Origin of the sequence: Paenibacillus sp. FSL H7-0940 (genome assembly GCF_037979415.1) — a bacterium.
Classification (GTDB): Bacteria; Bacillota; Bacilli; order Paenibacillales; family Paenibacillaceae; genus Paenibacillus; species Paenibacillus amylolyticus.
In genome coordinates this window covers 321409-334572 of sequence record NZ_CP150280.1, presented here as the reverse complement: position 1 = coordinate 334572, position 13164 = coordinate 321409, and the positions used below count along the sequence as shown (strand labels likewise).

The 13164-nt window shown below is 42.2% G+C and carries 18 protein-coding genes; 1 reads left to right on the top strand and 17 read right to left on the bottom strand.

Going from position 1 to position 13164, the window contains the following annotated elements; all coding sequences use genetic code 11:
• Nucleotides 1-89: 89 nt before the first annotated feature.
• The 11 genes from MHB71_RS01540 to MHB71_RS01490 all read right to left on the bottom strand — a co-directional run bounded on the left by MHB71_RS01540 (nt 90) and on the right by MHB71_RS01490 (nt 7840).
• The gene (locus MHB71_RS01540) at nt 90-437 is read right to left on the bottom strand and encodes a hypothetical protein (protein WP_083677505.1); all 348 of its coding nucleotides are present in this window, start codon (nt 435-437) and stop codon (nt 90-92) included.
• A 136-nt stretch (nt 438-573) separates the two neighbouring features.
• Complete coding sequence (locus MHB71_RS01535; protein WP_340028628.1) at nt 574-1446, bottom strand: aminoglycoside phosphotransferase family protein; 873 nt, start codon at nt 1444-1446, stop codon at nt 574-576.
• Between the two features lie 33 nt (nt 1447-1479).
• Nucleotides 1480-1908 (bottom strand): GNAT family N-acetyltransferase, encoded by a 429-nt coding sequence (locus MHB71_RS01530; RefSeq protein WP_340028627.1) that lies wholly within the window; start codon nt 1906-1908, stop codon nt 1480-1482.
• A gap of 42 nt (nt 1909-1950) precedes the next feature.
• Nucleotides 1951-2430 carry a DinB family protein gene (locus MHB71_RS01525; protein WP_340028626.1) on the bottom strand — a complete coding sequence of 160 codons (480 nt, stop codon included), beginning with the start codon at nt 2428-2430 and terminating at the stop codon, nt 1951-1953.
• A 30-nt stretch (nt 2431-2460) separates the two neighbouring features.
• Nucleotides 2461-2997, bottom strand: coding sequence for a GNAT family N-acetyltransferase (locus MHB71_RS01520; RefSeq protein WP_340028625.1), 537 nt, complete (start codon nt 2995-2997; stop codon nt 2461-2463).
• A 537-nt stretch (nt 2998-3534) separates the two neighbouring features.
• A complete protein-coding gene (locus MHB71_RS01515) occupies nt 3535-4017 on the bottom strand; it encodes a hypothetical protein (protein ID WP_076212245.1) in 483 nt (160 codons plus the stop codon).
• Nucleotides 4017-4538, bottom strand: coding sequence for a cysteine hydrolase family protein (locus MHB71_RS01510; protein ID WP_340028623.1), 522 nt, complete (start codon nt 4536-4538; stop codon nt 4017-4019). Before MHB71_RS01510 ends, MHB71_RS01515 begins: the two co-directional genes overlap by 1 nt.
• A gap of 30 nt (nt 4539-4568) precedes the next feature.
• Nucleotides 4569-4991 (bottom strand): hypothetical protein, encoded by a 423-nt coding sequence (locus tag MHB71_RS01505; protein ID WP_340028622.1) that lies wholly within the window; start codon nt 4989-4991, stop codon nt 4569-4571.
• A 41-nt stretch (nt 4992-5032) separates the two neighbouring features.
• Nucleotides 5033-5578 carry a GrpB family protein gene (locus MHB71_RS01500; protein ID WP_340028621.1) on the bottom strand — a complete coding sequence of 182 codons (546 nt, stop codon included), beginning with the start codon at nt 5576-5578 and terminating at the stop codon, nt 5033-5035.
• 100 nt (nt 5579-5678) lie between these two features.
• Nucleotides 5679-6233 carry a hypothetical protein gene (locus tag MHB71_RS01495; protein ID WP_340028620.1) on the bottom strand — a complete coding sequence of 185 codons (555 nt, stop codon included), beginning with the start codon at nt 6231-6233 and terminating at the stop codon, nt 5679-5681.
• A 116-nt stretch (nt 6234-6349) separates the two neighbouring features.
• A complete protein-coding gene (locus tag MHB71_RS01490; protein WP_340028618.1) occupies nt 6350-7840 on the bottom strand; it encodes a glycoside hydrolase family 43 protein in 1491 nt (496 codons plus the stop codon).
• Nucleotides 7841-8020: 180 nt separating this feature from the next.
• On the opposite strand from MHB71_RS01490, the gene MHB71_RS01485 reads away from it, so the two are divergent.
• Nucleotides 8021-8923 carry an ArsR family transcriptional regulator gene (locus tag MHB71_RS01485; protein ID WP_340028617.1) on the top strand — a complete coding sequence of 301 codons (903 nt, stop codon included), beginning with the start codon at nt 8021-8023 and terminating at the stop codon, nt 8921-8923.
• Nucleotides 8924-9031: 108 nt separating this feature from the next.
• On the opposite strand, the gene MHB71_RS01480 is transcribed toward MHB71_RS01485, so the two are convergent.
• The 6 genes from MHB71_RS01480 to MHB71_RS01455 all read right to left on the bottom strand — a co-directional run bounded on the left by MHB71_RS01480 (nt 9032) and on the right by MHB71_RS01455 (nt 13158).
• Entirely contained in the window at nt 9032-9181 is a 150-nt protein-coding gene (locus MHB71_RS01480) for a hypothetical protein (RefSeq protein ID WP_165790026.1), read from the bottom strand.
• A 34-nt stretch (nt 9182-9215) separates the two neighbouring features.
• Entirely contained in the window at nt 9216-9956 is a 741-nt protein-coding gene (locus MHB71_RS01475; RefSeq protein ID WP_340028616.1) for a metallophosphoesterase family protein, read from the bottom strand.
• On the bottom strand, nt 9953-10897 hold the full coding sequence (locus MHB71_RS01470) for a GNAT family N-acetyltransferase (RefSeq protein ID WP_340028615.1): 945 nt from the start codon (nt 10895-10897) through the stop codon (nt 9953-9955). The genes MHB71_RS01475 and MHB71_RS01470 overlap by 4 nt, the downstream gene beginning before the upstream one ends.
• A 420-nt stretch (nt 10898-11317) precedes the next feature.
• The gene (locus MHB71_RS01465) at nt 11318-11947 is read right to left on the bottom strand and encodes a hypothetical protein (protein WP_340028614.1); all 630 of its coding nucleotides are present in this window, start codon (nt 11945-11947) and stop codon (nt 11318-11320) included.
• A 39-nt stretch (nt 11948-11986) separates the two neighbouring features.
• Nucleotides 11987-12688 carry a DUF1361 domain-containing protein gene (locus MHB71_RS01460; RefSeq protein WP_076319906.1) on the bottom strand — a complete coding sequence of 234 codons (702 nt, stop codon included), beginning with the start codon at nt 12686-12688 and terminating at the stop codon, nt 11987-11989.
• A gap of 41 nt (nt 12689-12729) precedes the next feature.
• Nucleotides 12730-13158: a GNAT family N-acetyltransferase gene (locus MHB71_RS01455; protein WP_047844486.1), complete on the bottom strand. Its 429-nt coding sequence runs from the start codon at nt 13156-13158 to the stop codon at nt 12730-12732.
• Nucleotides 13159-13164 lie beyond the last annotated feature (6 nt).

Below are 13164 nucleotides of genomic sequence, written 5' to 3'. Positions count from 1 at the left end.
TGCTCATCGCAACAGATCATTTCTTAGAAGGTGTTTGTGATCGGGCTGTTCAATTAAATTCAACTCATATACAAAGAGGATATGAAGCCTTACAGCTTGTCCACCTGTAACAAGGTCACCTGTTTCACGGTGCATGCCGGGTTAATTTGTTCCTCGGACAGAATGTTCAGCTTGATCAGGCTTTTCAGCTTATGGCTGTCTACCTTGGACAACAATCGCCAGATGTCCGGGTCTGGAAGAGAAGCATACAGCTTCTGATCATCGTATTCCTTCCGGTTCTGAAGCACTGTTTTCACGGTGTAACCACCAACCTGCGTCTCATAGACCCCTTGTTCTGTACAATACGCGACAATCTCATCTCGTAGTACACACAACTGCTGCTCAATATCTTTTTGCTGCTGTTTCAGTTCAAAGTAAGTTTGCACTTTCTGCTCCATATCAATCACGCTCCTCTACTATCATAGGTATGCGAGGATCGCTAGTTTAGGACTGACTGTTTATTTTATTTGCAAAAATGTGGTCTTTCTATTACTTAATCGTATACTGTCGTCATTGTGTATCCCCGTATTACGATTACAGCAGATGTTCATTCAAATACGGATTATCGACAGCCATGCTGTGAACCCTTTCCATTACATTTGGCCCCATGGGTACATCCCCAACGCGCTTTAACAGAATCCAGCGAAGACAAGCTACAGCTTCAAAAACCTGCTCCTCTTCCAGCGTGTACGTATAACTTGCAGAACGTGCAAATTGAGCGCGATACATCTCGCCATAACTTTCCCCATTATAGACGGTGATCAGAAACACAGACCATGCCATATCGTACCTTGGATCACCATATTGCCCATTAGTCCAATCGATGATGGTGTAATGGTCGTCCATTTCAAGAATGTTTCCCAGATTATAATCGCCATGAATCAAGCGATCCTGTCTGATCTGGACCTGCTGGATCAATTTTGCCAGAAGATCATTTATATCGTCATGTAACTCAATTTGAGGAAAAAAGTATTGAACAAAATCGTACCTGAATATGTATTCTTCATCTGCTCCAGTACCCACTTCATTCACCGGATAACGATGGACCTCCATTAATCGCTCAGCCAAATGTGTCAGTTTGGTTTGTGTTAATTGGTTAACCGGCTTTCCATCATAGCTCGTTAACAGCACTTGATTCTCTTGCCCGTCTAATCCCCAACCGTAGGGTTTGGAAACACGAATTCCACTTTGATAAAGCTTGGACAATAGTCGATATTGTTTGGCGATATCCGGTTTGGAATCCTTGTCCCAGACTTTCAATACGTACCACTGATCTTCCATTTCGATTCTCATCACAGTTGCTTCCAGTCCAGGTGGCAAGGGAATGATCTGATACTCCTGTTTAATCACCTGCTGAATACGTTCATCCAGTTCTACCCAATTCACTTGGCTAAGTTGAATCGTCATCGTTCTCCTCCTTCCATGATACACAAGATTAGATTATAATCGTTTATCAAATACCTTCTGCCATTTCGTCTCTTCATATCCGATAGCTATATAAAACCGATGTGCAGATTCCCTTTTTCCGTTACAACGTACCCGAATGTTATCAAAGCCGTTAACCCGAGCCCATTCCTCGCATTCGCTCATGATTATCTTACCAATCCCCATTCCTTGATGAATCCCATCCACAACTAGTCCACCAATCTCGGCAAAAGATGGACTCTCAATGGAATGTCTTCCCTGTACATGGCCCCAGCCTACGACCCTCGAATCAATCTCAGCCACACATACATAATGGTCTGGTAAGGAAGAGAGACGAGTTAATCTCTCCTTAATTTCTTCAGTTGTGCTGACATAACCCAGTTGATGGGATAATTGGCTCATCACTTCGCCATCCTGAATCGTAGCTCTCCTGCAATGAATCATCACTTCTCCTCCGTTCATTCATGTCATGCCGCTCTCCCCCTGTTAGTCAGGTATAATCAGGCCTTTGCCAATGACATTGGCGGATACTGGCTGTTTGCCCAATTCTCTGGCCCATACCGACAGCTGTCCCATATGGTGAATCTCATGGGCGATCACATGTCGCATAACTTCTCCCCATGAATATGTACTGGCCTTGCCAGCTGAGCGATGATCAATATAAGCTCTTTTTTCCATACTCGAGTCCCATGCTATAACAAATGCCTCCACATCAGGACGTAACTTGCGATCGAGTCGCCTTACTGCCTCAAGTTTCTGGTAGTTTGCAAAATCTTCTGCATCATCCGGTTTGCCCTGAAGCAGCTGAAGCCAGCTCCACTCTACATCAATGATATGAAATAATGTTTGTAATATGTTGCCTACTCCGCCCGTGCGAGGCCGAAGCAATTCTTCAAGCGGTACATCTTCACACCACACATACCATTGCTCACGCACCATCCAGTTATAACGAAAGAATGTTTCCATTGGTATATTCCCCTTTATCGGCTATATTTTTCAGAGAGATTTGATCAATTCTGTATGGGCAAAGGTATCTTCCGAATGTTCAAGATCACCATAAATTCTACTAATCTGATTGAATCCGGATTTGATCCAGAAGCGTAATGCAGTCCAATTTTTGAGCGCTACGTTGATTCGAATTTCCTTGTAACCAAGTTCGGAAAAGTGACGCGTCAACGCCTGAATTAATTCTTGTCCATATCCCTGCTTCTGGATCTCGCTCTGGATATATAAAAATTCGAGATAGATTGAATCCTCGGAGGGATACCCATGGTACACACTTAACAAACCAATATAGCGGTCATCCTCATTCGTGCGAATGGATTGAATTCGATAATTCTCCAGTCTGCCTCCCGGCGGAAGGTGGCCTTCTTCAAAACATTCTTTCACATAGTTCCGATCATGCTCTTGTCCATCCCATTGATGCAAGTACCGACTGGTCTCATATATGGACTCGAGTTCAGGAATATCGGATTCTTCCACATTCGAGACAATAAGTCGGTCTGACTTCCATTCTACTGGAAGTTGCTTCATCGTAATCACTCCATCTTTATATCGATATAAATTAAACTATTGAATATTTACACTTACCACTCCGATGACAGAACAACCTTCCGATCGCTGTTATCCCCAGATTTTTTTGATTCATTTTATAATGGGAAACTCCGGGGATAAGCCTATGCTTCCGATGCAGCTTTCTTTCAGAAAGCTTTTAGGCGAACACTTCGCTTCTTCAGGTTTTTTCTGTCCTCTCCGTTTCGTGTAAATATTCAGTTCAATTTATTTAGTTATTTTCTTTTTTATATACAAGATTACATGAATTCCTGCATAAATAAACAGAACATTGAACAAATATAGAAGTACATTTAAATAGATGCCCGATATAAACCAGATAGTTCCCTCAGAATTAGCATAATGATAATCCGTAAAAAATCGGAGCGGGAAACCATACTCTGTTCGGAGCGGTCCATCTTCAGTATGTAAAGTTCCAGGAATACATAGGATGGCTAATACAGCAAGCCAGGCTGATAGATTCATTATTCTTTTGTTAATCGTCAATACATCTCCCCCTTATTCAACACTAACGGTATCTTCACCAAAATACGTCCCTTCCAACTTTTGATCCAAAAAGTCTCTTAAATCCTTTTGATCAAGTATATATTTCGAATCTCTATTAAATCTGCTTTTTGTGGATACAATAATCTGTTTCCGATTGTATTGAATCGTAACTTTAGCGTTATGCTTTAATTTCAAAGCAATTCCTGCACTAATACTTCCTGTGACATCATCTACTGGTATTTTGGCTGATTCCGGGGCTGCATTCAGCCAGCCGACTATACGGCTAATGTCTTCTTTACTTAACGTAACATTGTCAATGCTAACGTGTGCTCCACCGTCACCTGTCCTGGTGTACACGACTATACTCATCTCTGTGCTTATCACTTGATTTCTTGAAATCGGCTTATTTGGATCAGGGTTACTCGTAATTAGAAAATACAAAAACATGATTGCCGCACCTATGAAAAACCAGAATCGCCTACGTTTTCCTAGCATTACAGCGCATTCTCCATATCCACCACGTTGGCAAACAGTCTCAGTACAGTATTGTGATGTGCAATGATCTGCTCTGCTTGAAGCGTCTTTGAATTCCATGTGCTGTGCGCATCTTGAACCAGATTGACCGTGTATCCCAGACTGTACGCTCTGCGGCATGTCGTGTCTACACATACCTCGGTCTGCATTCCCGTAAGGACTAACTCCTTCACGCCATTATCTTGCAATTTCAGATGCAGATCGGTTTTGTGAAACGAATCCGGTGTCTCTTTTTCGATAACAAGGTCACCAGCTATAGGTGCAATGGACGGATGGATGTCCCACCCCTGTGTTCCTCGTTCCAGTGGACTGTCTGGCCCTTCGCAGTGTTGGATATATATGATGGAATGCCCTGCTTCACGGGCCCTGGCAATTAACACCTGGATCTTCTGAAGCAATCGTTCCCCCTGATATACGGGATCTGCTTCATCAAACATCACTAGCTGTACGTCAATGATTAGAAGTGCACAATGCGTTGTCATTTTGCTTTCCTCCTAACAAATCAATTTAATTCAACTCTTTCTTCTTCGTACCTTTAACAAAACCTCCAATCCCATATCAATCAGTACAAATAGAATAGCAGCAAGAACACCGAATAAGGTCAGAACTAACGTCTCTTTGAAATCCAAGATTGCTTCTCCTGCGCCCATGACCACATAATAAATATACATACCTAGAACTCCAGCACATGCATAGCCTAATATCCTCGTACTTAGATACAACACATGATTAGGGAATTGTATTCGGCTGAGCAGATAGTCTAGCAATATCGATAAAGGTAGCCCGATCAACAGGATCAAGGGAGTCGCGTATATCAGATAAATAAGAATGTAAAAATCAAAACTGTAGGATTCATTCATCGATATGAGACTCGCAGCCAAAGTAAAACAAATGATGGTTAGAACGGTTGTTATCAGCTTTCTTCCCATGTTCATCTCATCACTCCAATACAGTTATCTCTATTCATTGGATGTGCTCATGCGTCAGATTTTGCCGGCTGCCATCCGATTTCTTGAGACCAACGATGTGCTCTCTGTAATATGCTCCACACCATTGGTCCTTTTCCTTCAACATATTTGGGACGCTGATCTTTATACAATGACATGAGTCTGTGCTTTTCTTCTGCATATTTCAAACAATCTTCTGGATGCTCCCTTAAATAGTCTCTGAACAGCAAGGTCATCTGCTCGGAGAAACTGCCTACCTGTCTAACGTGTATATGTATCCTTCTGCTTCCGGGTTCTTCACGAAAGTAACGTTTAGTCTTATCCGGATTTTCTGCTCTGAATACAAATCCGACTGTTTCGATCTCATGTTTGTAGTCCAACAAATTTTCATACTGGGAAACAGATATTTGTATATCTATGATGGGTTTGGCATCTATTCCCACAATTGAAGTGGACCCAACATGGTCAATCCGCACGGCCTTTTCTCCTAACGCTTCTCTTAATTTCGAACCCGTTTCGAGAAACAAATCACGCCATGCCGGGTCATACTTCGCAATTCTCCATTGATCCTCCATACAACTCCTCCTTGGTTATCCAATCAAGCTATATAATTAAATAACACGTTCTTTTGACCTTTTGTTACATTCAGACTATTTTAAAGATTCAATAGAGAGATCATCCGAAGTCATCATTATTTATTCCGAGTTCTATTTGTTTTCTGGATTCAATAATGTATTCGTATACATCATCAATTTCTGCTATTCCTTTTATATTCTCCTTTAGCAGTTCAATAATTAAATGATTATCACTCTCTCGCATCTTTATATCTTCCATATAATTATCGTTATAGTCATTCATAAAATCTAATTTGTTCTTATAAAATCGAAATCTCTCCAAAACATATACTTCCTTAAGATTAATAAATAATGCTACAAAATCCTTAAAGTTTCTGGCCACTAACGTTACTTGATTCCCAAATGCCGTAGGTTGAATAAAGATAATAGGCGCTTCTTCCAAATCACTAATGGATCTGTTGAACGTGAAAAAAGCAAAATGGTCACCATCTGCCCCTGTTCTTCCAAATATGATGGCATCATCTGGCGTACAATAGTATCTATCCTCATCATTGTTAAAACTAATATAAAAACCCATATAATCTTGGAGGGTTCCATCATGTTGTTTACGTAATTCCTTATCTATTCGAACGATGCCTTCTAAGGATGCGGGCATTTTATAATGTACTCCCAAGTTTAAATACCTCTCTTCTGTTAGCGTTTATTAATATATTTATATTTTGACACAAATTCAAAAAAAGAGAAGGACCCTTAGGCCCTCCCCTTAACTTCTTAATGATAGTCACACTTGAAGTTTGTAAACTCAGCTACAGCATCTTCACCCGTTGTGTATAGACCAATGAGTACACCTGTAAAACCTCCTGCCACCTCCGAGGATAGGTATCTCGTCTGTGCCGTGCCTAGCAGAATCTCTTCACCATCTGTTTGAAACAGGAAACTGTAGCGTTCTTGGTTTGAGCGGATCACCAGCGTTGCATGCTGTTTATTTCCCAGATCCACTTCATGTTCTCTCGATTTGATATCACCGATATTTAGACGCTCGATCACCTTATAACCGTCCTGCTCCTGACGAATAGCCACTTCATAATGATGATTCTCATCCATGTAGATCGTGATCCCGGCTTCTCCACTCGTCAGACTAACATCGACAGAAATCGTAGCATTAAAGTCTTTTTGACGTAACCCAATGAACGTTGGGGATGCCGGAACGTCCAGCGTTACATCGGTTCCTGTTAGCGTAAGCTTATCTGATTCGAGCTGATAATGCTCTGTATTTGGATGACGAAGATAACACCAGTCGAGGTTCCAGTCTGTATTTTCAAACGTATAATTCTTCTTATCCTGCTGGATCACCGTATCCGGGATACGATTGGTCTCAAAACTCGTCAGTGTTGTGCCTTCATGCCCGGCTGTAAACCATCCGTCTTCATCAAACGTAATCGGAGTCAAGAACACCTCACGACCCAGATGATGGTACGTAGCCCATCTGCCGATCTGTCGGAATCCCAAGTGAAAGAGCCACCAGTTCCCCCGATCATCCTGAACCAGATCACCATGCCCCACACCCTGGAGCTCATACCCGCCCAGATTGCGATTCGTTAGAACCGGATTGTGCACGTAGGCTTCGAACGGTCCCGAAGAAGAAGTCCCCCGAGCATACGTAACCATATGACCATATTCGGTGCCGCCTTCAGCTGCAAGCAGGTAATAATAACCGTTCATTTTATAGAGATGCGGACTTTCCAGATATCGTCCACCTGTTCCGTTCCATATCGAACGACTTGGGCTAAGTTTGCGACCAGTTTCAATCTCAAGCTCGCACTGAACAATTCCGCCAACGCCTTCATCATCCACCCCGTTACTCATAAACAAGGTTTTTCCATTTTCAAAATACAAATCGGGATCAATCCCGCCTTGATCCACATAGATAGGCTCAGACCATTCTCCGTAGATATTATCCGTCCAGACATAGAAATTCTGATGCGTCGTATCGTTGGTTGTGACCATATAAAAACGCCCGTTATTGTGCCTGATGGTTGGGGCAAATACACCCCCGGAGCTGTTCACCGTCTCTAGCTGAATCTGGCTTTTACGAGTCAGGCAGTGACCAATCTGTTTCCAATTCAGCAGATCCTTGCTTTCAAAGAGCGGTACGCACGGAAAATATTGAAAAGAACTGCACACCATATAGTATGTATCGTGCACCTTAATCACACTAGGGTCTGGATAAAAACCTTTCACAACAGGGTTATTGTATTTCATTACTCCACTCCATCTCTTATCATAAAATTCACAAATATAAGAATTCAACTTCGTAACAACTACAAAAATTAAACACCATCGGGTGTAAACTTGCAATGAATCTGAATTGCATCTTGGAGTTAATTTTATTAAATTAATATATATGTGATTTTAGAAGATTGAGGATAGGGAGTTGTACAGATGATCAAAGCAAATGGAGAGCCCCAGTTCCTTCCTTTATATGAGGCGCTGGCAAGTGAGGTCAGATGGAGAATCATGGATATGATTGCAGATCGCGAAATGAATGTGAAGGATATTGCGGCAGTATTAGAGCTTAGCCCCTCCATTGTCACGATGCATATTCGCAAACTAGAGGATGCGGGTCTAATTGGTAGCAGGCGAGTTCGGATCAACGGAGGGACGCACAAATTATGTTACCTCAAACAAAATCAGATTGAAATCGAGCTGCCATCCGCAAGCCAAACTTCACGAACCAGAGAACAGACGATAGCCGTGGGGCACTACACTGCTTTTGATATTCATCCTACTTGTGGGCTAGGGACACTTGAGAAAGAAATCGGCGTATGGGATGATCCCCGTTACTTCCTTGATCCCGAGCGGGTACACGCCGCTATCCTGTGGTTTGGGAAGGGCTATGTTGAATATAAAACACCGAACTTTGTCCTTCCTGACCAGACAACCGATGCTATTGAAATTTCGATGGAACTGGCGTCTGAAGCTCCGGGATTGCGAGATCATTGGCCTTCCGATATTCGTTTCACCTTCAACGGCGTTTCTCTCGGAACGTGGACAAGCCCTGCCGACTTTGGCAGAGCAGCACGCGGCAAATATACACCAGAATGGTGGCATCGCAATGTGAATCAGTATGGATTGTTGAAGACTATTCGTATCGATGCCTACGGTACCTATATGGATGGTGAGCGGATGTCAGACATTACTCTCAAAGATGTCAAACTAGGCGAACCGTTCTGGACGCTACGTTTCACGGTTGACGAAGAAAGCCCCAACGTAGGGGGATTAACGATCTATGGTGCCGGTTTTGGTAACCATGATCAGGATATTGTTATTCGTGTATTGGGTTAAAGTGGCTAGCTGCGCTGCCCAAGAATCCTCCCTTTCCTGACCTACAGGAGAGGGAGTCATCCAAATGCTGCTCCTCAGCTAATTTTGAAACACAAGCCTAATCAATCTTTACCCTCGTTCTTTCAACAGGTCCTTAATTTCCCTTAACTCTGATAATATTTCTTTGGTGTGCTGGCTATTTTTGGAGTTATCTATTCCAACTTTCACAACATAAATACCGAGGAACAGATACACTACCAACATAATGATCATTCCCATGTATATCTCTCCTTTCCAAAGTAGCGGCACATTGCTACGAACGTTCACTATCCTCTCTCTCCAACTGATTCCCATGGAATGCCTTCAAAATAAAAGCCCGATCCGGAACGTTCAACCGTTCATACGATTGAAGATACTCCATGTTGTCATATGGAACGCCAATGAATTTCACGTCCACTTTGCCCTCTTGGAGATCCACAATGCCATATCTAGCTATGGCAAGATCGTTACAGCCTAGAGCGCCCGGATTCATATATACTCTTTGATCTGTCTTATAATAATGAAGAATATGATAATGACCAAAACAAACCAAATCATGGGCCGTTCCATAATACTTCGCGTCCAATTTGACCCCGGATGGTTCTTTATCGATGACATCCAACTTGTCGTTGTTCATATGATAGTGAGTCAAAAGGAACCGATGTCCTTCTACCTCTTTTTCAACGAATTTCGGTAGAGCTTGAATTTTCTTGATCGATTCTGCACTCAAATGCCGACCAATCCATTCGTGATGCTCGGCCATGCCTTTGTGCCCTTCTAATGGACCCTTATTTTGAAGCAAACTCAATACGGCCTCTTCGTGATTCCCCGAAATCGCTATCATATTTTCGCGGCTGTACAACATCTCGATCACTTCATTGGAGTACGGGCCAATACCGATCATATCCCCCAAACAAAATGTATGCTCAATGTCTCCTCTGGAATCGATATCAACCAATACCGCTTGAAGCGCAGGAAAATTCCCATGAATATCGGTTAAGATGGCAACCTTCATTGTGATTCATCCTCAGGAATATACATCGTCTGAATCTCATGCACACCCGGAATAAAGCCCAGATTCAGATACACGGACTCCGCATCATTTCCTTGCATCACATACAATCGTAGAACGGGATACTTACCCTTAAGTTCATTTAATGCTCTCTGTAACATCAGTGTAGCAAGCCCTCTTCCTCTATATGCCGGACGAACACCTATGCTATACACAGCAGCCTGATTGTCTTGCAAGCATAAGCGACAATTTGCAATAAGCTGTCCCGTTTCCTTGTCGTATACTAGCGTGGAAGCTTGAGTTAGAATCTCATTGGTATAATTAGGATCATCGCTTGGTATAAAATCTGCAAGGGAGGTTTTATTTCTTCGTGTAGCTTCAAGACTTCCTGCAAAACTCTCCAGGTCAAATTGAGCAATTTCATCTTCATTCACATATTTTCTATTGCCGGTTTCACTTTCAATAATCTCTGGACTCTTCACGGTTACCCTGCTGTCCCATTCGATTTCAAAATGATCTGTAGGCCGCTGCATCCAGCGACATCTGAACTCCACTGGCCAGAATCCAGCTCGTGCGTATAGATCAACTTGGTCTGGAAGAATCTCAAAGGTCAGAATGCGTTTCGTGCGATCCGACCACTGTAATAATTTATGCTTCAGAAGTTTCAATACCTCAAAGCACTGCTGGAATGGCGGGACAAAAAACAAATGATACATCCGGTTAGGCTCCATTCTCACGCCACCTATTTTGCTTTCCCCTTTGTAAATCCAGTACGCACTGATCTTGGAAGAACTGAACTCTTCTTCCCTGAAAAATCCGACATAACGCATATCATAATAAACCGTGCAATATAATCCCCATTCAGCAAAATCAGCTTTGCGAATCGAATATTCATCCGACAGATCATATTGAAGAATATCTGTAGACCACTCAGTTAACCCCATATGTAATTCCTCCTCAGTTTTAATTAAATGCCAAGCAATCAAATCATTTTTCTATACGCCACCCCGTGAACATGAATTAACACATGTTGTGCCTCCATACGTTCGAAGAAATCCAACATGTCCTTAAACGGATTCTCGAAATACGAAGACTATCAAGGAAAACCTCTAATGTCTGCCCTGTTTCTGTATTCTTGAACATACAGTGCTCGCCGTGAACATCAAAATACCAATTTCCCGTTAATTCTTCTTCTCCGTGGATTACATCCGCATTGGTCAGCAAATGGTACGCACCTGCGAGAATTTCCGCCCGATCAGGCTGATCGGTTTCCAATATCGGTTGGTCGATCAATTGCCGCGCGATTCTTTGGTACATATCCATCACAGCCAACAATTCTTCCGTGATTTCCTAGGCTATCGCCTTCATACCTTCATATCCTTATCCGGGTATCCAATTTCTTCAATTTCACCTTCGATATCACTTAATGTCAGTTCATCATTTAATTGCTGTAGTAAGACCTCATCGATCGGCTTCATATCAAATACCTGTTCAACCAGATTGATATCCAACGCTATCTCGTAGTAATCCTGTGCCCAAGCATGATAATATTTCGCGCCGCCTACCAAAATCTCTAACAGTTCGTATTCATGATCCCCAAGCTCCGTGCCTGCAGACCACCCTTCCTGATCCGCCACACTCCAGATACAGAACGTCGTCTGATCCATTACAAATGCCGGCTCTACCACAAAAGTATTAAATGCTTCTGGAACGCTTTTTACCACCTCACTCCTATCAACCTTATGCTGAAGTGTATACTCTTTATCAAAGCCTTTAATAATCAGCCCATTCGGACTGAATATTGCAAAATAATGATCTCCTTGCCCATTTCTCATGGATGCCATTTGCTCATTCGTGTCCCACTGGGAATTATACGAGTAATACCTGTACTCCCATTCCGGCATCAAAATGGCATCCAGCATAGCTGCTGCCTTTAGAATCTGTTTGCATTCACTAATGTGAGGAAGTTTATCAATAAAATTAAGATTACCCATCGTGTGATATTGCCTCCTTCACCCTTTCAAATGGAATAATTAGTTGCCCGACCTTGCGGTTAGCAAGGATATAATAACGTATCCAAAAAGTTGAACCGCAAATACAATGACAACAAACTCAACCATTATGCTGTTCGCTGCATTAAAATCATTCACAAGATCCACGAAGATCTTCCCAGGTCGGGATAATATATCCCACGAATTCCACCGATTAAATCTACCAATGTAAACCCCTATACTGCTCAATAGCAAAATAACACCGACAACCATCATGCTAATGTACTTATTTATTAATTTGTTTAACATGCCATGGATTTGAATGATTGAACAAGTTGAGAGCAGCAATCCGATGATCGCTACGGCAAACGTCAGGGTGAGTCCATACCAAAAATCAATATTAACCCAAAATCTAACCTCCCCTTGAGCATCAAAATATCTGAATGAATGCAGAATCTCCGTAAAAAGGTAGGCCGCATTGGGCAGAAAAAAGAGCCATACTCCACACATCAGCCCCATACATATCATGCTCGTTGTGGTTAATTTCTTATTGAATATGTATCTAATGCAGGATGAGATGATAAATGGTACCCATGCCAGGAACATATCCCAACTTAAAAATCGATACATATTTGTATCTGATTGGGCACGTAAATACATCACAACACCTAGACAACATAAAGTAGCCACGAGCAAGGTAACGATGAGTCGGAGATCTTGAACTGGATGTTTGTTATCTTTCATTTCTTTGCTTCTACTTCCTTTTCCTTGATGAATGTTATAAGTTATAAATACTTTTTAAATGCCTTGCTGGATTCTCCGTTGTACCCCAATTTCGTATAAAAGTGATGTGCTTCGTTTCTGGATGATCCGCTCGTAAGAAACACCTTCACACAATTTTTCTGCACACACACTTGCTCTACATATTTCATCAATTCAGTACCATATCCCTCGCTCTGCACATGTTCCGTAATGATAACCCGCTCAACTACGCCGAATGGTCTATTTTCCACCAAAGCATCCAGACAAATATGTAAATGAGCCGTGCCAATTACCTGATTACCCATTTCATACACAAACAAGAAACTGTTTGGGTTATTCCGAACCTCTTCAATCCGTTCTGCCAGTACCTTCGTGTTTAAGTTGTTCGGCAATAATTCTTTATACAGCCTTTCAATAACCGCTGCATCTCTAGCTTCTGCCTCTCTTATCATCAAGCT

Excerpts from the sequence above, each read along its gene's own strand:
- MHB71_RS01480 (WP_165790026.1), bottom strand. The coding sequence starts at position 9,181 with ATGGGAATGATCATTATGTTGGTAGTGTATCTGTTCCTCGGTATTTAT.
- MHB71_RS01470 (WP_340028615.1), bottom strand. The coding sequence starts at position 10,897 with ATGGGGTTAACTGAGTGGTCTACAGATATTCTTCAATATGATCTGTCG.
- MHB71_RS01485 (WP_340028617.1), top strand. The coding sequence starts at position 8,021 with ATGATCAAAGCAAATGGAGAGCCCCAGTTCCTTCCTTTATATGAGGCG.
- MHB71_RS01510 (WP_340028623.1), bottom strand. The coding sequence starts at position 4,538 with ATGACAACGCATTGTGCACTTCTAATCATTGACGTACAGCTAGTGATG.
- MHB71_RS01495 (WP_340028620.1), bottom strand. The coding sequence starts at position 6,233 with ATGCCCGCATCCTTAGAAGGCATCGTTCGAATAGATAAGGAATTACGT.
- MHB71_RS01515 (WP_076212245.1), bottom strand. The coding sequence starts at position 4,017 with ATGCTAGGAAAACGTAGGCGATTCTGGTTTTTCATAGGTGCGGCAATC.
- MHB71_RS01535 (WP_340028628.1), bottom strand. The coding sequence starts at position 1,446 with ATGACGATTCAACTTAGCCAAGTGAATTGGGTAGAACTGGATGAACGT.
- MHB71_RS01520 (WP_340028625.1), bottom strand. The coding sequence starts at position 2,997 with ATGAAGCAACTTCCAGTAGAATGGAAGTCAGACCGACTTATTGTCTCG.
- MHB71_RS01500 (WP_340028621.1), bottom strand. The coding sequence starts at position 5,578 with ATGGAGGATCAATGGAGAATTGCGAAGTATGACCCGGCATGGCGTGAT.
- MHB71_RS01525 (WP_340028626.1), bottom strand. The coding sequence starts at position 2,430 with ATGGAAACATTCTTTCGTTATAACTGGATGGTGCGTGAGCAATGGTAT.
- MHB71_RS01460 (WP_076319906.1), bottom strand. The coding sequence starts at position 12,688 with ATGAAAGATAACAAACATCCAGTTCAAGATCTCCGACTCATCGTTACC.
- MHB71_RS01475 (WP_340028616.1), bottom strand. The coding sequence starts at position 9,956 with ATGAAGGTTGCCATCTTAACCGATATTCATGGGAATTTTCCTGCGCTT.
- MHB71_RS01455 (WP_047844486.1), bottom strand. The coding sequence starts at position 13,158 with ATGATAAGAGAGGCAGAAGCTAGAGATGCAGCGGTTATTGAAAGGCTG.
- MHB71_RS01505 (WP_340028622.1), bottom strand. The coding sequence starts at position 4,991 with ATGAACATGGGAAGAAAGCTGATAACAACCGTTCTAACCATCATTTGT.
- MHB71_RS01530 (WP_340028627.1), bottom strand. The coding sequence starts at position 1,908 with ATGATTCATTGCAGGAGAGCTACGATTCAGGATGGCGAAGTGATGAGC.
- MHB71_RS01465 (WP_340028614.1), bottom strand. The coding sequence starts at position 11,947 with ATGGGTAATCTTAATTTTATTGATAAACTTCCTCACATTAGTGAATGC.
- MHB71_RS01540 (WP_083677505.1), bottom strand. The coding sequence starts at position 437 with ATGGAGCAGAAAGTGCAAACTTACTTTGAACTGAAACAGCAGCAAAAA.
- MHB71_RS01490 (WP_340028618.1), bottom strand. The coding sequence starts at position 7,840 with ATGAAATACAATAACCCTGTTGTGAAAGGTTTTTATCCAGACCCTAGT.